At 70.4% G+C, this 24,113-nt stretch carries 25 protein-coding genes; 15 read left to right on the forward strand and 10 right to left on the reverse strand.

Annotation, left to right across the window (positions count from 1 at the left end; genetic code table 11):
- Positions 1 to 6: 6 nt before the first annotated feature.
- The 5 genes from IEZ13_RS09280 to IEZ13_RS09300 are packed head-to-tail and all read left to right on the forward strand — an operon-like array spanning position 7 to position 5,354.
- A complete protein-coding gene (locus tag IEZ13_RS09280; protein WP_183220309.1) occupies positions 7 to 1,452 on the forward strand; it encodes a radical SAM protein in 1,446 nt (481 codons plus the stop codon).
- On the forward strand, positions 1,452 to 2,417 hold the full coding sequence (locus IEZ13_RS09285; RefSeq protein WP_183220311.1) for a PLP-dependent transferase: 966 nt from the start codon (positions 1,452 to 1,454) through the stop codon (positions 2,415 to 2,417). Before IEZ13_RS09280 ends, IEZ13_RS09285 begins: the two co-directional genes overlap by 1 nt.
- Positions 2,414 to 3,340 carry an OsmC family protein gene (locus tag IEZ13_RS09290; protein ID WP_183220313.1) on the forward strand — a complete coding sequence of 309 codons (927 nt, stop codon included), beginning with the start codon at positions 2,414 to 2,416 and terminating at the stop codon, positions 3,338 to 3,340. Before IEZ13_RS09285 ends, IEZ13_RS09290 begins: the two co-directional genes overlap by 4 nt.
- Positions 3,330 to 4,073, forward strand: coding sequence for a class I SAM-dependent methyltransferase (locus IEZ13_RS09295; protein ID WP_183220315.1), 744 nt, complete (start codon positions 3,330 to 3,332; stop codon positions 4,071 to 4,073). Before IEZ13_RS09290 ends, IEZ13_RS09295 begins: the two co-directional genes overlap by 11 nt.
- A gap of 12 nt (positions 4,074 to 4,085) precedes the next feature.
- Positions 4,086 to 5,354, forward strand: a complete 1,269-nt coding sequence (locus tag IEZ13_RS09300) for an ATP-grasp domain-containing protein (protein WP_183220317.1) — start codon at positions 4,086 to 4,088, stop codon at positions 5,352 to 5,354.
- On the opposite strand, the gene IEZ13_RS09305 is transcribed toward IEZ13_RS09300, so the two are convergent.
- A complete protein-coding gene (locus IEZ13_RS09305; protein ID WP_183220319.1) occupies positions 5,321 to 6,613 on the reverse strand; it encodes a helix-turn-helix domain-containing protein in 1,293 nt (430 codons plus the stop codon). The genes IEZ13_RS09300 and IEZ13_RS09305 overlap by 34 nt on opposite strands.
- A gap of 53 nt (positions 6,614 to 6,666) precedes the next feature.
- Here IEZ13_RS09305 and IEZ13_RS09310 point away from each other — a divergent pair, with 53 nt between their 5' ends.
- Entirely contained in the window at positions 6,667 to 8,082 is a 1,416-nt protein-coding gene (locus IEZ13_RS09310; RefSeq protein WP_183220321.1) for an AMP-binding protein, read from the forward strand.
- A 24-nt stretch (positions 8,083 to 8,106) separates the two neighbouring features.
- On the opposite strand, the gene IEZ13_RS09315 is transcribed toward IEZ13_RS09310, so the two are convergent.
- Complete coding sequence (locus IEZ13_RS09315) at positions 8,107 to 9,411, reverse strand: FAD-dependent oxidoreductase (protein ID WP_229794573.1); 1,305 nt, start codon at positions 9,409 to 9,411, stop codon at positions 8,107 to 8,109.
- Between the two features lie 91 nt (positions 9,412 to 9,502).
- On the opposite strand from IEZ13_RS09315, the gene IEZ13_RS09320 reads away from it, so the two are divergent.
- A complete protein-coding gene (locus IEZ13_RS09320) occupies positions 9,503 to 9,985 on the forward strand; it encodes a tetratricopeptide repeat protein (protein WP_183220323.1) in 483 nt (160 codons plus the stop codon).
- Positions 9,982 to 11,043 carry a tetratricopeptide repeat protein gene (locus IEZ13_RS09325; RefSeq protein ID WP_183220325.1) on the forward strand — a complete coding sequence of 354 codons (1,062 nt, stop codon included), beginning with the start codon at positions 9,982 to 9,984 and terminating at the stop codon, positions 11,041 to 11,043. Before IEZ13_RS09320 ends, IEZ13_RS09325 begins: the two co-directional genes overlap by 4 nt.
- Here IEZ13_RS09325 and IEZ13_RS09330 read toward each other — a convergent pair.
- Positions 10,970 to 11,326, reverse strand: coding sequence for a hypothetical protein (locus tag IEZ13_RS09330; protein ID WP_183220327.1), 357 nt, complete (start codon positions 11,324 to 11,326; stop codon positions 10,970 to 10,972). The two genes, IEZ13_RS09325 and IEZ13_RS09330, sit on opposite strands and share 74 nt — an antisense overlap.
- Before the next feature lie 39 nt (positions 11,327 to 11,365).
- Here IEZ13_RS09330 and IEZ13_RS09335 point away from each other — a divergent pair, with 39 nt between their 5' ends.
- The 4 genes from IEZ13_RS09335 to IEZ13_RS09350 are packed head-to-tail and all read left to right on the forward strand — an operon-like array spanning position 11,366 to position 16,834.
- On the forward strand, positions 11,366 to 12,322 hold the full coding sequence (locus IEZ13_RS09335) for a tetratricopeptide repeat protein (RefSeq protein WP_183220329.1): 957 nt from the start codon (positions 11,366 to 11,368) through the stop codon (positions 12,320 to 12,322).
- The gene (locus tag IEZ13_RS09340; RefSeq protein WP_183220331.1) at positions 12,319 to 13,509 is read left to right on the forward strand and encodes a tetratricopeptide repeat protein; all 1,191 of its coding nucleotides are present in this window, start codon (positions 12,319 to 12,321) and stop codon (positions 13,507 to 13,509) included. The genes IEZ13_RS09335 and IEZ13_RS09340 overlap by 4 nt, the downstream gene beginning before the upstream one ends.
- A gap of 5 nt (positions 13,510 to 13,514) precedes the next feature.
- On the forward strand, positions 13,515 to 15,767 hold the full coding sequence (locus IEZ13_RS09345; protein WP_183220333.1) for a CHAT domain-containing protein: 2,253 nt from the start codon (positions 13,515 to 13,517) through the stop codon (positions 15,765 to 15,767).
- A complete protein-coding gene (locus tag IEZ13_RS09350) occupies positions 15,764 to 16,834 on the forward strand; it encodes a tetratricopeptide repeat protein (protein WP_183220334.1) in 1,071 nt (356 codons plus the stop codon). The genes IEZ13_RS09345 and IEZ13_RS09350 overlap by 4 nt, the downstream gene beginning before the upstream one ends.
- 39 nt (positions 16,835 to 16,873) lie before the next feature.
- Here IEZ13_RS09350 and IEZ13_RS09355 read toward each other — a convergent pair whose 3' ends face one another.
- From IEZ13_RS09355 to IEZ13_RS09365, 3 genes are read right to left on the reverse strand one after another with little or no spacing between them, the layout of a single operon-like run.
- Positions 16,874 to 17,260, reverse strand: coding sequence for a nuclear transport factor 2 family protein (locus IEZ13_RS09355; protein WP_183220336.1), 387 nt, complete (start codon positions 17,258 to 17,260; stop codon positions 16,874 to 16,876).
- 30 nt (positions 17,261 to 17,290) lie between these two features.
- Positions 17,291 to 17,695, reverse strand: coding sequence for a hypothetical protein (locus tag IEZ13_RS09360; protein WP_183220338.1), 405 nt, complete (start codon positions 17,693 to 17,695; stop codon positions 17,291 to 17,293).
- A gap of 23 nt (positions 17,696 to 17,718) precedes the next feature.
- Entirely contained in the window at positions 17,719 to 18,414 is a 696-nt protein-coding gene (locus IEZ13_RS09365) for an alpha/beta fold hydrolase (protein ID WP_183220340.1), read from the reverse strand.
- Between IEZ13_RS09365 and IEZ13_RS09370 the strand changes: the two genes are divergently transcribed.
- A complete protein-coding gene (locus IEZ13_RS09370) occupies positions 18,385 to 18,840 on the forward strand; it encodes a MarR family winged helix-turn-helix transcriptional regulator (protein ID WP_183220341.1) in 456 nt (151 codons plus the stop codon). The genes IEZ13_RS09365 and IEZ13_RS09370 overlap by 30 nt on opposite strands.
- 4 nt (positions 18,841 to 18,844) lie before the next feature.
- Here the strand turns inward: IEZ13_RS09370 and IEZ13_RS09375 are convergent, their stop codons facing one another.
- The gene (locus IEZ13_RS09375) at positions 18,845 to 19,390 is read right to left on the reverse strand and encodes a hypothetical protein (protein WP_183220343.1); all 546 of its coding nucleotides are present in this window, start codon (positions 19,388 to 19,390) and stop codon (positions 18,845 to 18,847) included.
- A gap of 74 nt (positions 19,391 to 19,464) precedes the next feature.
- Between IEZ13_RS09375 and lipB the strand changes: the two genes are divergently transcribed.
- Positions 19,465 to 20,130 carry a lipoyl(octanoyl) transferase LipB gene (gene lipB, locus IEZ13_RS09380; protein ID WP_183220345.1) on the forward strand — a complete coding sequence of 222 codons (666 nt, stop codon included), beginning with the start codon at positions 19,465 to 19,467 and terminating at the stop codon, positions 20,128 to 20,130.
- Positions 20,131 to 20,137: 7 nt separating this feature from the next.
- On the opposite strand, the gene IEZ13_RS09385 is transcribed toward lipB, so the two are convergent.
- The 3 genes from IEZ13_RS09385 to IEZ13_RS09395 all read right to left on the reverse strand — a co-directional run bounded on the left by IEZ13_RS09385 (position 20,138) and on the right by IEZ13_RS09395 (position 22,602).
- The gene (locus IEZ13_RS09385) at positions 20,138 to 20,500 is read right to left on the reverse strand and encodes a hypothetical protein (RefSeq protein ID WP_183220347.1); all 363 of its coding nucleotides are present in this window, start codon (positions 20,498 to 20,500) and stop codon (positions 20,138 to 20,140) included.
- Positions 20,493 to 20,936, reverse strand: a complete 444-nt coding sequence (locus tag IEZ13_RS09390; RefSeq protein ID WP_229794574.1) for a GNAT family N-acetyltransferase — start codon at positions 20,934 to 20,936, stop codon at positions 20,493 to 20,495. Before IEZ13_RS09390 ends, IEZ13_RS09385 begins: the two co-directional genes overlap by 8 nt.
- 658 nt (positions 20,937 to 21,594) lie before the next feature.
- Positions 21,595 to 22,602 (reverse strand): LacI family DNA-binding transcriptional regulator, encoded by a 1,008-nt coding sequence (locus IEZ13_RS09395; RefSeq protein WP_183220349.1) that lies wholly within the window; start codon positions 22,600 to 22,602, stop codon positions 21,595 to 21,597.
- Positions 22,603 to 22,780: 178 nt separating this feature from the next.
- Between IEZ13_RS09395 and IEZ13_RS09400 the strand changes: the two genes are divergently transcribed.
- A complete protein-coding gene (locus IEZ13_RS09400; RefSeq protein WP_183220351.1) occupies positions 22,781 to 24,070 on the forward strand; it encodes an ABC transporter substrate-binding protein in 1,290 nt (429 codons plus the stop codon).
- Positions 24,071 to 24,113 lie beyond the last annotated feature (43 nt).

Raw genomic sequence — 24,113 nt, forward strand, 5'->3', positions numbered from 1 at the left:
ATCCGCATGGCCGTTCATGACCTGGAACTCGACCTTGGAGCCCTCCTGGAGCGCAACCCGGCGCTCCAGATTCCCCGCGACGAGTACAACATCAACGTCACCTCGAACGAGGGCGGCCGGCTCACCCCCGCGGAGCTCACCGACGAGATCGCGGCCTTCCCCGGCGCCGGCCAGCCGGCCCACCTCTACTTCCACCTGCCGCTGTGCAACTACATCTGCCACTTCTGCAACTACGTCAAACGCCTGGTCCCCCGCGGTAAGGAGGACTCGTCTCTGCGGCTCTGGCAGGACCTGCTGATCGAGGAGTCCCGGCGCTGGCTGGACCGGTTCGGCTGGGTGTCCGGCGCCCGGATCGACTCGTTCTACATCGGCGGCGGCACCGCGGCGCTGCTGCTCAACAGCGCGGACACGATCACCCCGCTGGTCGAGCACGTGCGCCGCCACTATCAGTTGACCGACGGCGCCGAGTTCAACATCGAGGGCAACCCGGAGAACTTCACCCGCGACAACCTGGCGCTCGCCCGGGACCTCGGCTTCAACCGGTTCAGCCTCGGCGTGCAGTCACTCCAGGACGAGGTCAACGAGTTCACCAAACGGCGGCACACGGCCGAGGAGTCGCTGTCCGCCGTCCGGAACCTGCTCGACACCGGCTGCCCGTTCAACGTCGACATGATGTTCGGGCTGCCCTACCAGACACCCGAGTCGGTGCGCGCCGACCTCACCGCGTTCACCGAACTGGGCGTCCCGACGATCACCATCTACCGGCTGCGCAACGCCGACCGGGCCGAGATGGGCATCGGCAACCGGGCCGTCTGGAACAACCCGGCGGTCCGCGACCGGCTCATCCAGCAGGGCTACTTCCCGGACCTGACCGCCACCTACGCCATGCGGCAGGCGGCCGTCGAGGTGCTGCTCGACCACGACTACTACCCGAGCCCGTGCGGCTGGTGGAGCCGGCCCGGCACCTACGAGGGCGGCAACATCCCGCAGACCTCGAAGAACAAGTGGGAGCACTACGACACGATGATCGCGCACGGGCCCGGGGCGTACGGTTGGCTCACGGGTGACGGCGCCGAGTTCGTGCAGACCCACAACGACACCGACATCTCCGGATATGTGCGTTATATGCAGACGCAGCCGGATCTGCCGCTGGCGTACGGCCGCCGCCTCGACGGGCACAAGGCGATCGGCACCGCGCTCGGCTTCAACTTCAAGGCCAACCAGCCGATCGTCCTCGACCGCTACAAGCGGCAGTTCGGCGCCGACCTCCTCGAAACCGAGCCGTTCGCGTCGGCGTTCGCCGACCTGATCGACCGCAAACTGGTCGAGGTGATCGACGGCGGAGCCGCGCTGAAACCCACCCTGGACGGTGAGGCCCTACACGAGGAGATCATCTACCACTACTTCCACCAGCGGATCAGCCTGTCCGACGCCCCGGTATGCAGGCGTTGATGAGCGGATCCCCCGACACCGGATGGCTGGCCGGCGACGACCGGCCGGCCCCGGCCACCCTCAGCGGCGCAGAGCGGCGGCTGTGCGAGCTGCACGGCGCCGAGACCGCGGTGGTCCTGTCCGGGCAGGGCGCGGCGACGGCGTACGCCCTGGCCGCGCTCACCAACCCGGGCGGCCATGTGATCGTCTCCGCCGGACTCGGTGGTGCCGCCCGCGAGCACGTCGAACAGGAGTTCCTCGAATCCGGGCGGACCGTCGACTTCGTCGACTGCGACGACCTCGACGCGGTCGCCGCCCTGGTCGGCCCGCGGACCCAGCTCATCCTCACCGAGTCGATGACCGACCCGGGGATGCGGCCGATCCCGGTCAACGACCTGGCGGCGCTCGCCCACAGCACCGACCTGCTGCTCGTCGTCGACAACACCGCGCTGTCCCCGGCCCAGTTGCGGCCCCTCGACCTCGGCGCCACCGTCGTCGTCGAAAGCTGCACCCCCTACCTCGACGACCAGGCCGGACTCGGGCTGTCGACGGTTTGCGGCCCGTCGCGGCCGCTGCGTCGGATCGGCGCGCAGGCGGCCCGTACCGGCGGGCGGCCCGACCCCTGGTCGGACCGGATGCTGGCCCAGGCGCTGCGCACCCTGGATCTGCGGATGGCCGCCCACCACCGGCACGCCGACGAGATCGCCGAGTACCTGCGCAAACACCCGGCGGTCGCGACGGTCCACCGGGCCGGCTTCGACGAGGCGCCGTGGGCGGTGGAGACACACACCGGCTTCGGTGGACTGCTGTCGTTCACCACGCACGTGCCGGTCGACGCGGCCCGGACCGGTGGCGCGATCACCGTGCCCGCCTGGGAACAGCCAGGTCTCGACCCGCACCTGGTCCGGGTCGCGGCCGGACACGACGACGCGGCCTCGCTGATCGGGCGGTTGCGCGCTCTTCTGTCCGAGGAGGCCGCCGCATGATCGCCGGAGTCGACCTGGCCGGCTGGCGCGAACTCGCCGCCACCGTCCGCCGGGCCTCCTGGGAGGCGCAGGCCACGATCAGCGTGTCCGCCGACGGGCCGCAGATCACGGTGCGGCCCATGCTGCTCGGCCCGTCCCGCGTCGCCCGCCCCTTCACCGTCGCCGGCGATCCGGTCGCGCTGCTGCTCAGCGCCCTCGCCGCCGACACCGCGGCCACCGTCGCCATCTCACTCACCCGGCAGGGCGCGCTCCCCACAAAGATCAACATCCGGGGGTACGCCGGACCCGCGCCGAAAATGGGAGTGCACCTCGACGTCGCCGGCCTGGTCACCCCCGCTCGACTGGCGGCGGCCGCCGACCACGTCCGCCGCTACAGCGTCATCCTGCGCACCCTGGCCGAGTCGAGCCCCGTACGCCTGCTGCTCGTGACCCCGGACGGCTCGCAACCGGTCCACCTCGCCGAACCACCGCCTGCCTCGCTGTCGTCTGGCTCGCCATCGCCTGGCTCGTCGTCGGTGCGCTTTGCCGGATCGTCGAGTGTCGATGCCGGGGGTGAGGTGCATGCCGTTTGGCGGCAGGGCGCCCGGTCCACGGTCACCGCCGCCGACCGCTCCATCGTCATCGACCGGCCGAAACAGCTGTTCGGGACCGACCGCGGCCCGTCCCCGGAGGAGTGCCTGCTCGCCGCCCTCGCCGCCGAGATCCGTATCCACACCGGCGGTGAGGTGCATGTGTCGGCCCGCCAGGACCTGCGCGGCGGCCTGGGCTTCGACGGCGCCCCGGTCGGGTTGCGCGACATCCTCGTGCAGTGCCTCGACCCGCAGGCGGCGATCCCGGCCCCCGGCCCGGTGCTCGAACTGCTGCGACAGCCCACCGACGTATCCATCGAGATCGAGAACCGGAGAACACCAGATGCCCCGTGAATGGGACGCCACCACCTACGACTCCCTGCCGCTGCCGCACAAGTTCTGGGGCAAGCGCACCCTCGCCCGCCTGGATCTCGCCGGCACCGAGACCGTCCTCGACGCGGGCGCCGGAACCGGCCGGGACACCCTCGCCCTGCTCGACCTGCTCCCCGACGGCCGGGTCGTGGCGGTGGACGGCTCGGTCAAGATGCTCACCCAGCTCAAGGCGAAACTCGACGGCAAGCTGGACCGGGTCGACGTGATCAACGCCGACCTGACCAAGCCGCTCCCCGTCGAGCCGCCGGTCGACACGGTGTTCAGCGTCGCCACCTTCCACTGGATCCACGACCACAGCGCCCTGTTCGCCAACATCGCCCAGGTGCTGCGCCCGGGCGGCTGGTTCGTCGCCGAATGCGGTGGCCAAGGTTGTGTACGGCGGGTGCTCGGCGCCGTCGAGGACGTGCTCGGCCAGCCCGCCGACGCCGCCTACTTCGCCGGCGTCGACGAGACCGTGGAGCGGCTGCGCGAGAACGGCTTCACCGACATCGAGGTCGACCTGCTCGACGACCCGGCCACTCTGGAACCGGGCGAGCAACTGGAAAGCTACCTCGGCACGGTCGTCATCGGCCCGTACGTCGACCGGCTCCCCGAATCCGAACACCGCGGCTTCGTCCACAACGTAGCGAGCCGCCTGCCGGAGCCGGTGATCGACTACGTCCGCCTGAACATCAGGGCCCGCCGCAAGGGCTGAGAAGGGAGTGCCGTGCGTCGCGTTCGGCTCGCCGTCGTCTACGACACCGGCGCCGCCTCGCCGCTGGAGCTCAGCCTCCTGGCGGCCAGGCACGCGCCGATGGCGGTGATCGTGGGTGACTCGCCGCACGCGGCCGCCATGATGCCGATGTTCGCCGAATTCGACCACGTCACCGGCCTCGACGGTGCCGACCTGAGCGCGGACGGCATCGTCACGTTCAGCGAGCGCATGCTGGTGCCCACGGCGCTGCTCGCCGAACGTCTCGGCCTGCCGTTCCACACCCCGGCCGTGGCGGCGCTGCTCACCGACAAGCACCGGCAGCGCGAGGCCCTCGACGCGGCCGGGGTTACGCCCGTACGCCACCGGCCGCTGACCGATCCCGCCCGGTGGCCGGAAGCTGTCGCCCACACCGGCCTGCCCGCCGTGGTGAAACCACGCCGCGGCGAGGCCAGCCGCGACACCCACCTGCTGCGAGACGAGGCCCAGGCCGCCGCGATCCTGCCCGGACTGCCGCCCGGCGCGTTCGTCCTCGAGGAGTACCTGGAAGGACGCCCGGAACCGAACTTCGGCGACTACGTGTCGGTCGAGTGCGTGGCAGCCGCCGGCACGGTCACCGCCCTCGCGGTGACCGGCAAGTTCCGCCTCCTGCCACCGTTCCGGGAGACCGGCGGATTCTGGCCGTCGCACCTGAGCGACACCGAACAGGACGAGGTGGCGGCCCTGGCCGTCGCCGCGGTCGAGGCCCTCGGCGTCACCACCGGCCTGAGCCACGTCGAGATCAAACTGACCCCGGCCGGTCCCCGGATCATCGAGGTCAACGGGCGGCTCGGCGGCGGCATCGCCGAACTCGCCCACCGCGCCGCCGGCCTCGACCTGCTGGACCTGGCCGCCCGCATCGCCCTCGGCGAGACCCCACCGGTACGGCGGGCCCGCCCCGATCGTGTGTACTTCCAGCACAACACCGTCGCACCCGAACAACCGTGCACGGTCACCGCCATCCACGGCATCGCCTCGGTGAGCGCGACACCCGGAGTCCACCGGATCCGCCCGTTCGTCCGCCTCGGCGAGCGGTTACCCGGCGGTGTGCACACCCAGGAACTCGACATCCTCACCGGCGACGCCGCCGACCACGCCGAGATGATCCGGATCCTCGACACCGCACTGACCGAACTCGCCTACGAACTCGACGGTTCCCGCCTCTACAGCGCACCGCGTCTCGACGGTGTGTCTCGTGTCGACGGCGCCTCTCAGGTCGACGGTGCCTGGCGGGCCAGTAGGTAGCCCGCGTGCAGACGATTCCGGGCGCCCAACTGGGCCATGATCTCGGCGACATGCCGTTGACACGTGCGCAGCGACAGCCCGATCCGCCGGGCGATCACCTTGTCCTCCTCGCCCTCGACCAGCAGGCGGATGATCTGCGCCCGGATGTCGTCGCTGACCGACAGCGGCGGCGCGCCCCGGTCCGGGAACGGCAGCGCCGCGATCCAGAACCGCTCGAACTGCTCGGCGAGACAGCCGATCAGATTCGGCTCCCGCAGCAGCACCACACCGTCCGGGCCGGAGCGGATCGGCGCCACCGCCACCGTACGGTCGAAGATCAGCAATCGGGCCGTGCCCGGCGCCGAACTGCGAATCTCGGCGCCCAGCGCGGTCAGCTCCCCGGCCCGCGCCGCGGTCGGTGGGCGGTACCGGTCGGCGTGCCGGTACAGCATCCGCAACCGCACCCCGCGCCGCGGCAGCTCGTCGGCGACCAGACCCGGCCACGGCTCGCCCGGCTCGCAGACCAGCGCCTCATCGGTGCAGCGGGCGGCCAGGTCGGCGACCGTCCGGCTCACCTCGTCGGCCCCCTGCACCAGTTCGATCGCATGTTCAGGAGCCCGGCCCGGCAGCCCGGCCCGGTACGCCGGCATCAGATCGTCGAGCGTCAGCCGCGCCTCGTCGGCCTGGGCCCGCAGCTCGGCGATCGCCTGCTCGACCGGCCCGAGCAGCAGTCTTCGGGCGATCTCCGGCGACACTGCGGCCAGTCGGCGGCCGTCCCCACTCGGGCGCAGCAGCCCCGCGGCGACCAGCCGTTCCACGGCCGCGCCGACATCCCCGAGAGCCTCGCCGGGCGCGGCACGCTCGATGCCGCCGTGACCAGCCGCGCCGTAACCGGCCGCGCCGGCCGCGCCGTGACCGGACGCGCCGGTCTCACCGTGTTCGGTGTTCTCCTGACCAGCCGCGCCAGGTTCGTTGCGTTCAGTATCGGCCTGAGTAACTGTGCCCCCTCCAAGGCGTTCGGGGCGGGCTTGGTCGGTTGTGCTGGGTTCGGCGGGTTCGAGGCGGGTCTGGTCGGCCGCGCCTGGTTCGGCGGGTTCGAGGCGGGCCTGGACGGCCGCGCCTGGTTCGGGGCGTTCGATGTCGGTGCGGTCGGCTGCGGCGACGCCTTGCGGGCCGAGGGCCTCGCTGAGTTCGGCGCGGTCGACGTCGGTGCGGGCGGCCGCGTAGGCGTACGCCCGCACCGCCGTCTCGCCGAGCTGCTCCCAGCGGAAATCGCTCACGTCCGCGCCCTCCCCGTCGCACCGCGGTGTCCACATTAATCACGGGAGTTCGAATGCCGCACTACATGATCAACAAGCAGGTCGCCGCGCGTGCCGTCGAACGTCCGGACGCCGTCGCGGTGATCGATCGGGGTGTCGCGGTGGACTATCGCACCCTCGACGCGGCGGCCGAGTCCGCCGCCGCCGAACTGGCCCGGCACGGCGCCGGCCCGGGAACCTTCGTGGCGGTACGCCTCCCGCGCGGCGCCCACCTCGTGATGACGTTGCTCGCCGTGCTGAAGACCGGCGCGGCGTACGCGGCTCTCGACCCGCGCTGGCCGCCGGACCGCGTCGGACTGCTCCTCGATGCCCTCGACCCGCCGGTGATCGCCGGCCCGTCCGGCTGGAATCCGCTCTCCCGCGATCTGTCCGAGTGGGCGGCCCTGGGGGAGCGGCCACCCACGGTCGACGGCACCGCCGACGACCCTGCCTGCGTCTTCTTCACCTCGGGCACCACCGGTGTGCCCAAGGGTGTGGTGTCCCCGCACCGCGCCACCACCCGGCTGTTCGCCGCCGGGGGACCGCTCTCCTTCGGCCCCGGCACCGTGATGTGCCAGTCGTCGCCACCCGCCTGGGACGCGTTCAGCCTGGAACTGTGGGGCCCGCTCACCACCGGCGGAACGGTCGTCGTCGCCCCCGACGACCACCTGCTGCCGCACGTGCTGCACCAGCTCGTCACCGCCCACGGCGTGGACACCGCCTGGCTGACCGCGTCGCTGTTCAACCTCTTCGTAGACCTGGAACCGGACTGCTTCACCGGCCTCCGCCACGTGCTCACCGGCGGCGAACGCCTGTCACCGCCACACATCGGCCGGTTCCTGCGGCGGTTCCCGGAGACCGCTCTCCTCAACGGGTACGGGCCGGTCGAGACCTGCGTCTTCGCGACCTGCCACCCGATCGTCGCGGCCGACGTGGACCGGCCGGACGGGATCCCGCTGGGCCGCCCGGTTCCGGACACCACGATCGAGCTGATCGACGGCGAGATCCACATCGGCGGGGCCGGGCTGGCGCTGGGCTACCTCGGCGACCCTGGGGCCACCGCCGAGCGTTTTCGGAACGCGCTCTACCGTACCGGTGACCTGGGTTTTCTCGATCATGACGGGGTCCTGCACTTCCGTGGGCGCGCCGACCGCCAGGTCAAGATCCGTGGCCACCGCATCGAACCGTCCGAGATCGAGGCGGTCACCAGCGGCATCGGCCAGGTCAAACAGTGCGTGGTCGTACCGGTCCCCGGCACCCGCCCCGGCACCTACGAGAAACTGGCCCTCTTCTACACGGCCCCACCCGGCAGCGGCCCGGCCTGGCTGCGTAGCCGCCTGGCCGCCGTCCTCCCGCCCTACGCTGTCCCCGACACGATTCGCCAGGTCCCCTCGATCCCGGTCACCCCGAACGGCAAAACCGACACCCGCCTCCTGCTCAACCGCCTGTGACCCGCCGGGCTGGGCGCCGACTTCTCAACCGCCTGTGACCCGCCGGGCTCCGGGCGCCGAGCGCAGCACCCGCAGCAGACGGCCCGGGGTCAGCAGATGGGTGGGCGGCGCCAGCATGTTCGAGACCCGTAAGAAGGCCGCGCCCAGCGCCGGATCCCGGGAGGCGGCCGCGCGATAGTGCGCCAGGTAGGCGTTGAGCGGCCGGTCGACGGCACGCCGCGGGCCCTCCGCCTGCGGAAACCGCAGATCGGTGCCGGTGGCCAGCGACCACGGTGTGGCCACCAGACGGGCCGCCTCGGCGAAGTAGCGATCGGTATCGGTCATCCGGGCCAGCAGCAGCGCCTGGAGCGCGGCCACCGTGATCCCCTGGCCGTAGATCGGATTGAAACTGCACAGCGCGTCACCGACCACCACGAGCCCGTCCGGGCGGCGCGGCAGACGTTCGAAGTGGTGGCGGACGCTCGCCGGAAAGCGCATCCGGACCGGATCATCGAGCGCGACCGCCGTACCCAGGAAGTCTTTGATCTCGGGCCCGGGAAACGATCGAGCGAAAGCGAGAATCCCGGCGTCGTCGACCGGAGGCTCGTCGCCGTGCATGCCCGCGAGCAACAACACGACCCGGTCATCCTCCTGACGGATAGTGACGCCGGTGCGTGGCATCCCCGGGTACGGCGCCATGATCACCGCGAAGTCGATACGACCCGGTTCATATTGATAGTGACGAGTCGTATAGACGACGTCGGTGCGCACCGTACTCGTCGGCACCTCCCCGTAGCCGAGCTCCCGCAACCACACCGGCGACCGCGACGACCTCCCACCCGCGTCGACGACGAGATCCGCTGCGATCTCCTTTTCCGCCCCATTCATTCGTACGCGTACGCCGCGCACGCCGCCCGTATGCGACAGCCCGGTGACCTCGGCGCGGTCGATGATCTCCACGTTCGGGAGAGCGCGGACCCGCTCTCGGATCAGGTGCTCGAGCAGCGCCCGGGTCACCCCGTAGACCGGCATCGGCGACCGCGCGCGCCGCATCGGATAGCCGTCGAGATACCAGTGGCAGTCGTCGTGCAGGTCGCCCCGGGGTACGCCGGCCGCCAGCATCTCGTCCAGGAACCCGGGAAAGAGCTGGTCGAGGACGGTGCTGCCACGAGCCAGGAGGGCATGGGCCTGCCGGCTCTGCGGCACCCCACGCCGGGGCCGCGCGGTCTCCGGAAGACTGTCCCGATCAAAGACGGTCACCCGCCCGCATCGGCCGCTGAGCCCCCGCGCGGCGAGCAGCCCTCCGATGCTCGCCCCCATGATCACCACCCGCTCCATGTCGATGATCATGACGATCGCCCGCTCCGGTGCCCTCGCTTTCCAGCCGAAGTCAGGCGATGGTGTCCGGCGAACGCCACAGTGACGTCCGTCAGTTCCCGTCATGACCGTCATCGAGCAGTGGGTGGAGGTGAACCGCCTGGCGGTGGCCGGCCGGGAACCGGAGATCGCCCGGGACGTCGGCCGCAGCGTGCGCTGGTTCTGGCTGCGTGGCTCCCGGTTCGAGGACATCGCGGCACTGGCATGCGTCACTCTGACCCTGGGCCCGGACGCGTCCGCCTTCCACGATCTGGCCCGGGCGCGGATGTCCACCGGGCGGCCCCGGGAGGCACTGGCCGACTTCGAGCGGGCGCTGCGCCTCTACCGGAGCCAGAGCGAGCGGACGGGCGAGGCGGCCGCCCGATTCAACCTGGCGACGATTCATCGGGCGGCCGGGGACTTCGACGGCGCGATCGGTGAGGTGGAGGTCGTCGTCGAACTCGACCGGCAGGTCAGCCACCCGGACCTGCAAGCCGACATCGCCGTGCTCCAGCAGGCACGCCGTGAGCGGGACGAGGACCGCAACGTGACCGGGGCGGTGTCATGACCTCCGTCGAACAGGCGATGGAGGTGCACCGTCTGGCCGTGGCGGGCCGGGAGGCGGTGATCGCCCGGGATCTCGGCCGCCGGTTGTCGCGAGTGTTGCTGCCCAGATCCCGGTTCTCCGACGTCGCGGACATCGCCCGCTCGACCCTGACCCTGGGACCGGATGCCTCCGCCTTCTACCACCTCGGCTGGGCGGAGAGCTCCACCGGGCACCCCCGGGCGGCCCTGATCAGTTACGAGCGGGCCCTGCACCTGTACCGGGAAGCCGGCGCCCGCGCCGACGAGGCGGCCACGCTCAACAACATCGGCCACGTCCATGACAACCTGGGCGACCGGCAGCGGGCGGTGGAGTACTTCCGGCGGGCACTGCCCATCAGCCGGCAGGCTGGTGACCAGGTGGGCGAGTCGGCCGCGCTCAACAATCTCGGCCGCGTGCACGACAGTGTGGGCGACCGGCGGCAGGCTCTGGCCTACTACGAGCGGGCGCTGACCCTCTGCCGGGAGATGGGGCAGCGGACCGGGGAAGCGGTCGCTCTCAGCAACATCGGCCACGTCCATGACAACCTGGGCGACCGGCAGCCGGCGCTCGACCACTTCTTGCAGGCCTTGCCCATTTTCCGGGACATCGGGGATCGGGTCGGGGAGGCGGTCACCCTCAGCAACCTCGGCCGGGTGTATCACAGCATGGACGAGTCACAGCGGGCCATGGAGTACTTCATGCACGCGTTGCGCATCCTGCGGGAAGCCGGCCATCGAGCCAACGAGGCGGTCACGCTCAGTAATATCGGCAGTGTTCTCCATAGCTGGGGCGATCGTCCAGCGGCGCTGGCCTGTTACCGGCAGGCCCTCGCCATCCAGCGGGACGTCGGTGACCGGGCGGCCGAGTCGGTCACCCGATTCAACATCGCGTCGATCCACCGTGCGGCGGGGAATCTCGACGAGGCCGTCGCCGAACTCGAACACGTCGTCGAACTGGATCGGCAGGTCAACCACCCGGACCTCGAATCCGACACCACGGTACTGGAGCAGGTGCGCCGGGAGCGCGACACCGGCCGCTGATCAGGCCGCCGGGCACGGGCGGACAGGCGGCCTGATCAGCGGTCACGGCGACGAGGACATGGCCGCCTCCCACCACGCCGGTCTCATCGGCTGACCACTGCGGGACCCGGGCCGAGACCTCGTCGAGCGCCTCCACCTCGGCGGCGGTCAGGTCCAGGGTCGCGGCGGCGATCAGCGCCGGGAGCTGGTCGAGGGTGCGGGCGCTGGCGATCGGGGCGGCGATGCCGGGCCGCCCGCGCAGCCAGGTCGGCGCCACGGTCGCCGGGCCAACTGTGAAAACCAAATCAATCCACCGTCATCGTCCTGTCCGTCAGTCCCAGTCATGACCACCGTCGAACGCTGGATCGAGGTCCACCGCCTGGCGGTGGCCGGCCTAGAGCCGGCGATCGCCCGCCGGCTCGAGCAGGTGCTGGCGCCGAAGTGGCTGCTCACGTCCCGGTTCACGGACGCTGCGAAACTCGCGCGCCTGACGCTGACTCTGGGGCCGGACGCCAGCGCCTTCTACGATCTGGGATGGGCCCAGTCCGCGACCGGAGATCTCCGGCAGGCGCTGACCAGCTATGAGCAGGCCTGGCGCCTCTACCAGCGAGCCGGTGATCGGGACAACGAAGCGACGGCCCTCAGCAGCATCGCGTTCGTGCACAACCGTCTCGGTGAACGACGGCAGGCGCTGGATTACCACGAACAGGCCCTGTCCATTCAGCGGGACCGTGGTAATCGAAAGGGCGAGGCGGCGACGCTCAACAACATCGGTGGTGTCTACAACGATCTGGGCGATTCGCGCCGGGCGTTGGAGCACTGGGAGCGTGCCCTGTTGATCCAACGGGAGATCGGTGATCGGCGGGGCGAGGCGGCGGCACTGAACAACATCGGCGGAATCCACGACAACCTGGGTGATCCGCGCCGGGCGCAGGAGTACTTCGAGCAGGCCCTGTCCATCCAACGTGAGATCGGTGACCCGGCGGGCGAGGCGGCGATCCTCAACAATCTCGGCACCCACCGGTTCCGGGACGGCGATCTCATCGCGGCCGGGGAGATGTTCGGGCAGGTCTTGATGATCGCTCGCGACATCGGTCATCGACTTACCGAGATGACCGCGAACTCCAACCTGGCCGTAGTCCTCGCGAGTGGGGGGAGGCTGAGCGAGGCGGTGGAATTCCAGCGGCGGGCGGTCGCCCTGGCCGAGCAGGTGAGCCGTCCCGACCTTGATCGGTTGCGAGCGCTCCTCACTCAAATCGAGCAGGCGGCGAGAGCCCGGGCGGAAGAGGCGCCGTCATGACCACGATCGAGCAGGTGGTCGAGGTTCACCGCCTGGCGGTGAAGGGGCGGGAGACGGCGATCGCCCGGAACATCGGGGGATGGCTGGCGACGGTGTGGCTACGCGGGTCGCGCTTCACCGACGTCATCGATCTCGCGCGCCTGACCCTGACGCTCGGTCCGCATGCGCCCGCCCTCAACCACCTCGGTGGCGCCCAATCGTCCCTGGGGCGGCTTCAGCAGGCTCTGTCCAGCTATGAGCAGGCGTTGCGCCTCTACCAGGAGACCGATGACCGGGGAGGCGAGGCCGCCGCTCTCAACAACATCGGTGGCGTGTTCGAGAGCCTCGGCGACCGGCGGCGGGCGTTGGACTACTACCAGCGGGCGCTGCCCCTCACCCGGGACGTCGGTGGCCGGGAGGGCGAGGCGGCCGCCCTCAACAACATCGGTCTCGCCTATGACGGCCTCGGCGAATGGCAGCGTGCGCTGGAGTACTACCAGCAGGCTCTGCCGATCAGCCGCGAGACCGGTGACTCGGTCGGCGAGGCGGTGACTCTCAGCAACATCGGTCTCGCCTATCGCCATCTCGGAGATCCGCAGCGGGCGCTGGACCACTACCAGCAGGCGCTGTCGATCCAACGGGACATCGGTGACCGGGCCGGCGAGGCGACCACGCTCAACAACATCGGTCTCGCCCATGACGGCCTGGGGGACCGGCCAGGCGCGCTGGACTACTACCGCCGGGCCCTGTCGCTGCGGCGTGAGGTGGGCGACCGGCAGGGCGAGGCGGTGACCCTCGCCAACATCGGCGTGTTGCTCGGCGACGTCGGCGAGAACGAGCGGGCGCTCGAGTTCTTGCGGAAGGCACTGTCCATCCGTCGAGAGATAGGCGATCGGGTGGGCGCGGCGACCACGCTCAACAACATCGGCGCGATCCTGTTCGGACTGGGCGATCTCGATGGGGCGAGGGAGGGCATGGAAGAGGTCCTCGAGGTCGTCCTCGAAGTCGGTGATCGCAGTTCCGAGGTGGTCGTCAGATCCAATCTGGCCGCTCTGCTGGTGGAGATGGGGAGGGTGGACGAAGCCCTCGAGTTCCAGCGCGGAGCGGTTGATCTGGCCGAGCGGATGGGACACCCGGCATCGGGTGCGCTGCGCAGGTACCTCGGCGACATCGAACAGGCAGCGAGAGAGAACGAGGATCGGTCGTGAGCCGGATGAATGTGTTTGAGCTGGAAGTCTTCGAGCAGACCTCGGACTACTCCGAGCTTCGGCTGTCCAGTGGCGGGGGGAAGCCGAAGACGCGGGCGCTGGACAAGGCCGCCATCGAGGAGCTGATCGGGGTGGTGGAGCATGTCTACACCCCGCATGCGATCGCTCAGAAGCTCTTCGAGTCGTCGCAGTTGCGGGAACTCGGGGCGAAGCTGGCCGAACTGCTGGACTCCGACGAGCGGTGGCTCGAGGACGTCCTCGGCAGCCCGCCGGGCAGCACGCTGCGGATCACGGCGGCCGAGCGGCTCCGGCATCTGCCCTGGGAACTGCTTGCCAGGGACGGCGCCTATCTGACCGTCTCCGGGACGGCGCCGCTGCTGCCGGTGCGGGCCATCGGCACCAACGCGGCTCTCAAGGAACCCGTCGCTCCCGGTAACCGGCCCCTGCGGGTGCTGTTCATGGCCACCTCCCCGGAGGGGGTCACGCCGGTGCTGAACTACGAGCGGGAGGAGGGGGAGATCCTGGCCGCGACCTCGCGCGCCGGCAGCGAGCTGGTGGTCGAGGAGAGCGGCACCCTGGACGGCCTGCGGTTCCTCAGCCTCGACCACGGTGAGGGCTATTTCGACGTCCTGCATCTCAGCGGCCACGCCACCATCGGGACGGACGGGCAACCCGTCTTCGTGGCCGAGGACGAGCTCGGCCGGCGCTCCGATGTGACCGCTGACCAGATCGCCCAGGCGATGGCCGGGTACTGGCCTCGCCTCGTCTTCGTCTCCGGCTGCCTGACCGGGAACGCGCCCGACGGCGGAACGCTGCCGTCGATGAGCGAGAGCCTGGTCCGGGCCGGCGCCCCCGCCGTACTGGGATGGGCCCTGCCGGTCAGTGACCTGGCGGCGACCGAGTTCGCGGCACAGCTCTACCAGGCGCTCGCCGACGGGCAGCGCCTCGACCGGGCGATCGTCGAGGCCCGTCAGCACCTGTTCGCCCAGAAGAGCTGTGACTGGCACCTGTTGCGGGTCTACGCCGACCGTTCGCCGCTCGCGCCCCTGGTCACGCCCCTGCGGACGCTCGGGCGCGCGCTGCCGCGGATCCGCTCCGCCGACCAGGACTTCCTGGATCCGCAGACCCGGCTGTCCCGGGTGGCGTCCCGGGCCGCGTTCGTCGGGCGGCGGCGCGTCATCCAGCGCTGTCTGCGGACCCTCAAACAGCCCCTGGGTGGGCCGGGCGCCGCGGAGGCGCTGGTTCTGCAGGGGATGGGTGGTCTGGGCAAGAGCAGTCTCTCGTCCCGGCTGCTGGAGCGGATGCCCACCCACCAGCGTGTCGTCTGGTACGGCCGGGTCGATCCGACCAAGTTCCGGGAGCTCACCGACAAGATCGATTTTCCGACCATGGAGCAGCAGATCGAGGCCACCAAGCTGCTCGACAACGAGCAGGCCCCGCTCGCCGTCCGGCTGCGTTTCCTGCTCAATGGGCCGCTCGCACAGACGCCGTGCCTGTTCGTGTTCGACGACTTCGAGGAGGGTAACCTCGAGGAGCGCAACGGCGGCTACGTCCTCTCCGCCGAGATGGCCGACATCCTCCCGGCGCTGCTGAAGGCGATCCGCGAGACCGGCAGCCCCAGCCGCGTCATCATCACCAGCCGGTACCGGTTCCCGGAGCCCGCCGGAACCACCGTCGTCGTCGAGGCGCTGGAGACCCTGTCCCAGGTCGAACAGGACAAGAAGATCTCCAACCTGGCCAACCTGCGGCCCGGTTCCGCCCTCGACCCCGGCATCCGGGAGCGTGCCATCGAGGCCGCGGCCGGCAACCCGCGCCTGCTGGACTGGCTGGACAAGATCGTCGCCGACACCAGCCTCGACATCGACGGCTTCATCACCGCCATCCAGGCGGAGGCGGACCGTTTCCGCCGGGAGAGCATCCTGGCGCAGAAACTGCTCGGCTCCCAGTCCGAGGATCTGCGGCGGATGCTCGCCAAGGTCAACGTCGTGGAGCTGCCGGTGCCGGCCGAGACGGTCCGCGCCGTCCACGACCATCCGGACGCCGACAAGCACATCCGGCGGGCCGCCGACCTCGGCCTCCTCGAAGAGGGCACCGACCCGGAGAACGGCCAGCCCCGCTACTTCGTCTCCAACGTCCTGCGCCCGCTGATCCGCCCGCTGCTCACCGACGAGGAGCACGTCGGGGCGTGTGCGGCGGCCGCCCGATCCCTCTACAAGATCTGGGTCACCGACCCCGCCGAGTCCGATTCGAGCTCATGACCACCATCGACCAGTTGGCAGAGATTCATCGCCTGGCGGTGGCGGGCCGTGAGCAGCCGATCGCCCGTGTCGCCGGGGACCGCCTCGGGCGGATCTGGCTGGGCTGGTCCCGGTTCGCGGACGTCTTGGCGCTGGCGCGTTCCACCTTGACGCTCGGGCCGGATCCCTCCGCCCTGTACGACCTCGGCTGGGCACAGCTGGCGACGGGGCAGACGCACCAGGCCGCCGCCTCCTTCGAGGAAGCGTTGCGCCTCTACCGGGAGGCCGGCGATCGGGTCAACGAAGCGGCCACCCTCAACAACATCGGGAGTGTGCACGAGAGGTTGGGTGACCGGCGGCGTGCTCTGGAGTATCTCCAGCGGGTTCTGCCCATCACCCGGGAGGTGGGGGATCGGGACGGCGAGGGATCCGTCCTCAACAACATCGGCGTCCTGTACGACAAGTTGGGTGACCAGCAGCGGGCGCTGGAGTACTTCCAGCAGGCTCTGTTGATTCGGAGGGAGGTAGGCGCCCGGGCCGGTGAAGCCATCACCTTCAACAACATGGGTTCGGCCCACGTGAGACTGGGTGATCTGCCGCGGGCGCTGGAGTACTTCCAGCAGGCTCTGCCCATTCTGCGGGAGGTGGGCGCTCGGGCCGGCGAGGCGGTCGCCCTCAACAGCCTCGGGGGCGTGTACGACCGGTTGGGTGACCCGCAGCGGGCGCTGGAGTACTTCTTGCAGGCACTGGTGATCCGGAGGGAAGTGGGCGACCGGGCCGGCGAAGCGATCACACTCGCCAACATCGGTGTCGTGGCGGCGGCCGGCGGCGCTTGGCAGCAGGCTGTGGACTACTTCCAGGAGGCCCTGGTGCTCCTCCAGGAGGTGGGCGACCGTGCGGGAGAGGCGGTGATCCGGTTCAACCTCGCCATGCGTTACCGGGCATTCGGCGATCTCGACCGGGCGGTCAGCGAGTTGGAGATCGTCGTCGAACTCGACCGGCAGACCGGCCATCCGGACCTTGCGGCCGACGCGGCCGTGCTCGAGGAGGTCCGCCAGGAGCTGGCACGGGCGCGCGCCGCATCCTGATGTCGCGGCGCTCCGCCCGTACCGGAAACGGATTTGGGTTCAGGGGTTCGCGGCCTCCTGGCGGATCCGGTCGAATTGCGCGCCCATCGCCTCGGCCAGGGCCTGCGCCGCCGAGAGGGGGCGGACCATGACCATGAACGAGTCGATGAGGCCGTTCTCGTCGTAGTGCAGGAAGTCGCAGCCGGTGATGGCCTTGCCGTCGACCTTGGCCTCGAAGACGAGGGCGTGGTCACGGCCGTCGGCGATCTCGCGGACGTAGTGGAAGTCCTCGAAGACCCGCAGCACGCCGCGGAGGATGGCCGCGGTGATCGGCTTGCCCTCGTAGGGCTTGAACGCGACCGGGCTGGTGAAGACGACGTCGTCGGCGAGCAGTGCCTCGATGGCGGCGGCGTCGCGGGCTTCCACGGCCTTACGGAAGGTGGTCATCGATCCTCCGAGGGATAGTCAATTTGTTGACTATAGCCGCCCGGGTTCGCCGAGTCCGCCCACCAGGCGCCCGGGCTGATGGAGCGCGATCCGCGGCCAGCGACCGGTGTCGAGACGTGCCTCCAGCAGGTGCAGAGCGGCCAGGTCGTCGGCGGGCTGGAAGGCGCAGTGGCCGGTGGCGTTCACGTAGAGGCTGCGGAACAGATCCGGGCGGTGCCGGGTGTGTGCGGCGTACCAGGCGACGTGCTCGACCGGGACCAGTTCGTCGACGAGCGTGTGCATGGTCAGGTGCGGCACCCGCAGCGGCCCGTTCACCATCGACGAGCGGCGCAGGTCCGCGACCGCCCACGGGTCGGCGGTCACGTCGGCCGTCGCGGTGAGCCGGTTCAGGTCGGCGCGCAGGTCGAGGCCCGCCTCCCGGTAGAGGGCCCGCACCTGCGCCGAGTGAACACTTCCGGTCAGCAGGGCACGGTAGTCGACGCCCCGGTTGTAGGCGCTGTTGCCGCCCGCGGAGAGTTCGATCTGCTGGCGGCGGTCACGTACCGGTTGAGGGCGCCGCCGGCGGTCAGCGCGAGGAACTGGCGCTGCTGCTGCTCGGCCGGGTCGCCGGTCCCGCCGGACAGGTTGAACAGGGCGGCGGCCAGCGCGATCCGGGCGCGGCCCTGGGGTGAGGCTTGCGCCTCGGTGGTCACGGCGAGGATGTCGGCGGCGGCCTGCGCGGCCTGCTCCGGGTTGTCGTAACGAACCAACGGGATGGTACGGCCGGGGGCGAGCAGTTCGGAGAGCGCGTGCAGCCCGTCCAGCTGATAGTTGTTGAGGTTCAGTCCGCCCGCCACGATGCCGCACGTGGTGAGCGCCCCGTCGATGCCGCCGCGCGGGTCGTGCGCCTGCCGTGCGCTGACCAGGCCGCCCATTGATCGTCCGATCGCGATGGTCCGTCTCGGTGGCGTGCCGAGGACGTCCTCGAAGGCGCGCAGGGCGGCGTGCTGGTCGGGGAGAGCGGTTTCCAGCGCCCACATGGTCGGGCCGGAGTAGGAGGAGCCGACCATCGCGTACCCCTCGGCGAGCAGCAGTTCCCGCGTCCGGTCGCTGGGCGCGTCCTGCGGGCGCAGCGGGCCGAAGCCGTGCGCGAAGAGCAGGACCGTGCTGAACATCGGCTGCTCGGATCGGACCTGGCCGCCGACCCCGCCTTCCTGCTGGCCCGTGCTCGCGCGGTGACCAGCGGCGCCGCGAACGCCCGCCTCGCACCGCTCGACCTCAAGGTCCGGTCACTGTCGGTGCTGTGGCTCGCCGGTCAGGACCTGGAGCCGACGCAGCGGGAACTCAGCGAGTTCCTGGGCCTCGACCCCAGCCAGGTGGTGGCGCTCGTCGACGAGTTGCAGCGGCGCGGGCTGGTCGAGCGCCGCCCGGACGAGCGGGACCGGCGCTCCCGGATCATCGTCGCCACGGCCGGCGGCCGGGAGCTTCTGGAGCAGGGGCTCACGGCGGTGCGGGAGGCCGGTGACGTCAGCTTCGCGAACCTCACTGACCGTGAGCGCAAGACCCTCGCCGAACTGCTGACGAAGGTCGCCTTCGGCTGACGTCCTAGGAGCCCTGGAGCTGCCACATCGCTTCCGGGCTCTCGGTGAGGTTGGCCAGAATCAGCCAGTCCGGCCGTTCTGCCTCGAAGACGACGGAGAGCCGGCCGGTGGTCTCCCCGAAACCCTCCGAGCACCCCGTGACCGCGCCCACCACGGAACCGTCCGCGGTCCTCAGCTGGAACTTGCCCAGGGCCAGGACCGCCGCGTCGGCCGCCGGCTCCACGGTCAGGTCGACCGTGACCCGTGGACCCGAAGCGCAACCCCCGGTACCGGTGGTGGCCCGGGTGGGTGTCACTCGCAACTCGGTCTGGTCCACGAACACCGTCACCGGCTCGCCCAGCCACTGGTCCAGTGCGTTCGGGTCGGCGACCTGGACGCGTCCCTCGGTGAAGAACGCGTCGATGATCGCCTGCTGCCCAGGCCCGTTCTCCACCGGCTCCTTGGCCAGAATGTGCCGGCCCGCCAGGAGAATCACCGACAGGGCGAGCATCGGTCCCAGCACGCGACGCCATTGCTCCGGCGTCCACCCGCTGCCGTATCCGTCTGCCATTCCGCCTCCAAGATCAACCCTGTGCGGTGGTGGATGCTACGACACCGCCGGACGGCTGCTTCGATGGAGGAGTGATGAGAGAGAACAGGACATCGCCGCCGCTGGGCCGGGTCGATCTCGGCGAGGTGCCGTACGAGCGGGCCATGGCCGACATGGACGAGTGGGTCCGGCAGCGGCGTGAACGGGCGACCGGGGACCGGCTGTTCCTGCTCAGCCATCCGCCGGTGGTCACCTACGGGCGGGCCACCAGCCCGGAGCACTTCGCCGTGCTGTTCCCCGGCATCCCGGCGGTGCCGACCGACCGGGGCGGGCTGGCCACCTACCACGGACCCGGCCAGCTCGTCGGCTACCTGGTGCTGGGCCTGCGCGACCGCGGACCCGGCGACATCGTCCGCTGGCTGGAACTCGGCCTCATCGCCGCTCTCGCCGACCTCGGCCTGGCCGCCGTCCGCCGGGACACCCCGCGAGGCGCCACCAGCCTGGTCGGGGTGTGGACACCGGACCACCGCAAGGTCGCCTCGATCGGGATGCGGGTGCGCGGCACGATCACCAGCCACGGCTTCGCCCTCAACATCGACCCGGACATGTCGGTCTACGACACCTTCACCGCCTGCGGCCTGCGCGACGTCGAGATGACCTCGGTGCGGCAGTTGGCCGCCGAACAGGGTGTCCGGATGCCGTCGGACGCCGAGATCCGGAACGCCGTCGCCGGCCGCCTCGGAGCGGTCACGACGGGCTGAGCGGTGACTACTTCCCGGCGAGCGCGGCGAAAACGGCCAACAGGGCGCCGACTCCGGCGTTCACCGCGATGACGAAGCCCCGCTCCGAGCCGGCCGGGGCCAGGGCCACGCCGACCACGACGGTGGCCACCGCGGCCACGGCCATGCCGATGCGCGCCACCCGCTGATCCGCGGTCCCGTGCCGCCCGCGCAGCACCGACGACAGGATCACCAGCGCGCCGACCGAACCCGCGACGCCGGCGATGAACATCGGTACGCCGAGCTCCGGCACACCCGACCGGATCCCGTCGGCCCCGCTCCACGCGAGCAGACCGAAGATCACCACAGCCATCGCGTGCAGGGCGGTGCCGACGACTCGTACTTCAGGCATGGCCCATCCTGGCATCCGGAGGTGTCGATTCCCAGATCAGAATCTGGCGGTGATGGGTGAAACCGTTACGCAGGTAGAAATCGACCGCCCGGCGGCCGGAATGGACGGTCACGTGCAGCAGTTCCCGGTCGCGGGCCTCGGCCAGGATCGCGGCCATCAGCGCCGCGCCGATACCTCGACGCCGGAACTCCTCACGAACCATCACCGACTGCACGTCCCCGAAACGGCGGTCCATCGCTTGGCCGCCGGGCACCCGCTGCGCCACGAACAGCCAGGCGCAGCCGACCACGTACCCGTCGACCTCGGCGACGAACGGCAGATGCGTCTCCGCATGCGTGGCCATCCACCCGGCGAGCGCCGCGATCCCGTCCGGCCCGATGTCCCGCAGTTCCGCCAGCGCCGGTGCATCCGCCGCATCGCCCTTCCGCACGATCACCCGCCGGAGTCTAGAACCTCGTGGCCAAGGTCTGCGTTTCGCTTCCACCCCTTTCCCGGTACGCGTGACGCCCTCCCGCTCTTATCAGGGTCGTCCCGTCCGGTCGTCGCGATCTCGCTGCCCGCTCCGGCCTGTGCCGCACCCGCCGGGCTGAGATCGGTGGCCGGGCGGGCCCGGCCAGTCGCCGCCACCCCGCCTGCCGCCGGTCACGGCCGCACGATCGACTCGTCTGCCCAGCTTTCGGTCATCCAGAGTGGCTGGTCGCCGTCCTGTCTCCCCGGCGCGGAGGTTCACCAGAGCCGGTGGACGGGGTTCCTCGCTTACGCGGAGTTCCGGCCGGCCGGGCTTTCGGAGGTGAGCGCGCACAGTGAGTTCTACAGCGGGCGCACACGGTCGAGCGGACGAAACCATGGCGGGAGCACACGAAAGACGCCATGTGCGCGGCCACCGCGGCTACCGGCCACGTGGGCGACCACGACACCGCCAGCGTGTACATCCACCCGCCCTGGTGGAACCGCGACCACCCGCCCAGAGCGACCGGTGCAACGGCCGAAAGCGGGCAACCCGGGTGCCGGGGAAGCACGACCGCGGCCACCCGCCCGGCGGGACCGAAAGCAGGTCGGTGAGCCGGCCGGAAGCGAAACGCGGACCTCGATCTCTAGCCCACGGGGGCCGTGGACTCGCGGGTGATCAGGCGGCACGGGACGGTCTCGGTGCCGGAGCCGAGGGTGCCGCCGATCGCGGCGAACAGGCGCTGGGCGGCCAGGCGGCCGAGCTGTTCCAGGTTCATGTCGATGGTGGACAGCGGCGGCCGGGCGTTGGCGGCCAGGATGTTCCAGTTGTCGAAGCCGATCACCGCGACCTGGGACGGCACGTCGAGTTTCTCCTGGTGGAGGACGTCGAGGACGCCGCGGGCGATCTCGTCGGAGCCGGCGAAGACGGCGTCGATCTCCGGGTCGCGTTGCAGCAGCATGCGGGTGGCGCCGCGGCCCCACGCCTCCGACCAGTTGCCGAACCACACCTGGTCGCCGGCGAGTTCGAGGCCCTCCTCGGCGAGTCTGGCCAGGGCGCCGGTGGCGCGGTCCTGGGCGGCGCCGTAGGTGGCGTCGCCGGTGATGTGGGCGATGCGGCGGCGGCCGTGGCGGATCAGGTGGTCGACGGCGAGCCGGCCGCCGCCGATGTTGTCGGTGACCAGGGACAGGTCGGCCGGGTCCTCGGACGGCGCGTACGCGTAGATGACCGGAACCGGCAGCTCGCCCAGCGATGGTCGGGCGTCGGGGCGGGCGCCGACGACGATGAGCCCGTCGACGCGGCGTGACAGCAGGGCCCGCAGGTGGTGCTTCTCGCGCACGTTGTCGCCGCGGGCGTCGCAGAGGAACACCGATGTCTGGTCGGACCCGAAAGCGTCCTCGGCGCCCATCAGGATCGGGATGGAGAAACGGCCCTCCAGGTCGGAGGTGAGCAGCCCGACCGTCCCGCTGCGCTGTGTGATCAGGCCCTGGGCGAGGGTGTTGGGCGAGAAGTTCAGCTGTTCGGCGGCGCGAATCACGCGGTCACGGGTGCTGGCGCGGACCTGGGGCTGTCCGTTGAGGGCCTTCGACGCGGTCGCGATGGAGACGCCAGCGAGCTTGGCGACTTCGCGGAGCGTGACGGGACGGGTGGTCACGGGAGCACCTCCACATCGGAGCAGGTCATCGAAGCTCTTGACAACGGTTTTTCCTCCGTATTACGTTCCGGAAAACCTTTTCGGTACGCCTGGCTCGTACCTCTTCACTGCTCAACTCGTCCCGAGCGTACCCGCGAATATACCCGCACCGAAACTCACCGAAAACCGGAGGTGCTCCGTGCGTCGAATATTGAGCGCCGCCCTGGCGGGCCTGCTGATCACCGGGCTGGCCGCCTGTGGCGGGGACGGCGACAAAGGAACAGCCGCCCCGCCGGCCGGCGCCGGCGTCGAGGGGGTCGACGACGGCTCCGAACTGACCCTGTGGACCCGCGCCCCCCTCGAACTGCAAGCCAATGCCCTGGTGAAGGCCTACAACGCCTCGCACAAGAACCAGGTGAAACTGACCATCGTCCCGAACGACGACTACGTGGCCAAGGTCGGCGCGGCGGCCGGCAGCGGCGACCTGCCCGACCTGTTCGCCGCCGACATCGTCTACGTGCCGAACTGGACCAAGTCCGGCCTGTTCTGGGACCTGACCGAGAGCATCGGCCAGCTCTCCTACGCCGACAAGATCAACCAGGGGCACCTCCAGGCCGGCACCTACGAAGGCAAGAAGTATGTGCTGCCCTTTGTTCTGGACCTGTCGGTGGTGTTCTGGAACAAAGGGCTCTACAAGGAGGCGGGACTCGATCCGGAGAAGGGCCCGACCACCCTGGACGAGTTCAAACAGCAGGCCCTCGCCGTCCAGAAGCTCGGCAAGAAGGACGTCTACGGCACCTATTTCGGCGGCAACTGCGGCGGCTGCAACGTCTTCACCTGGTTCCCGATGGTCTGGGCCAGCGGTGCGGAGGTGATGGACCCGGCTGGCACGAAGTCGATGCTCAACGGCCCGGCCGCGCAGAAGGTCTACTCCACCTGGCGGGAACTGCAGGCGGCCGGTGCGATCGCGCCGGGCGCGAAGGACGAGACCGGACCCACCTGGGTCGCGGCCTTCCAGGAGGGCAAGGTCGGCGTGATGCCCTACCCGGCGACGCTGCTGTCGACCGCGTCGCAGACCGTCGACGTCGGCGTCACCGCGATCCCGGGCGTCTCCGGTGGCGGCTCCACGTTCGTCGGCGGCGACGGCATCGGCATCTCCAAGGACTCGAAGAAGACGCAGCAGTCGTGGAACTTCATGTCCTGGCTGATGTCCGAGGCGGCGCAGGTCGAGGTGCTCGCCAAGAACAACTCCAGCGTGGCCCGCACCGATCTGGTGGACAACCAGTATTCGGCCAAGGACCCGCGGGTGGTGGCGATCAACAAGGCCGCGGCCTCGCCGCAGAGCAAGACCCCGGTCGCGGTCAACTTCCAGCAGGCGTTCAACGCGCCGGGCAGCCCGTGGGTCACCCTTCTGCGCAATCAGGTGTACGGCGACGCCGGCAGCCTCGAGAAGGACAACGAGGCCCTGACCGGAGTCCTGGCCCAGTGACGAGTGGCGGCGCCCGGTGGCGGAAACCGGGCGCCGCACCAAC

Source organism: Actinoplanes campanulatus, from assembly GCF_014647795.1.
GTDB classification, from domain to species: Bacteria; Actinomycetota; Actinomycetes; order Mycobacteriales; family Micromonosporaceae; genus Actinoplanes; species Actinoplanes campanulatus.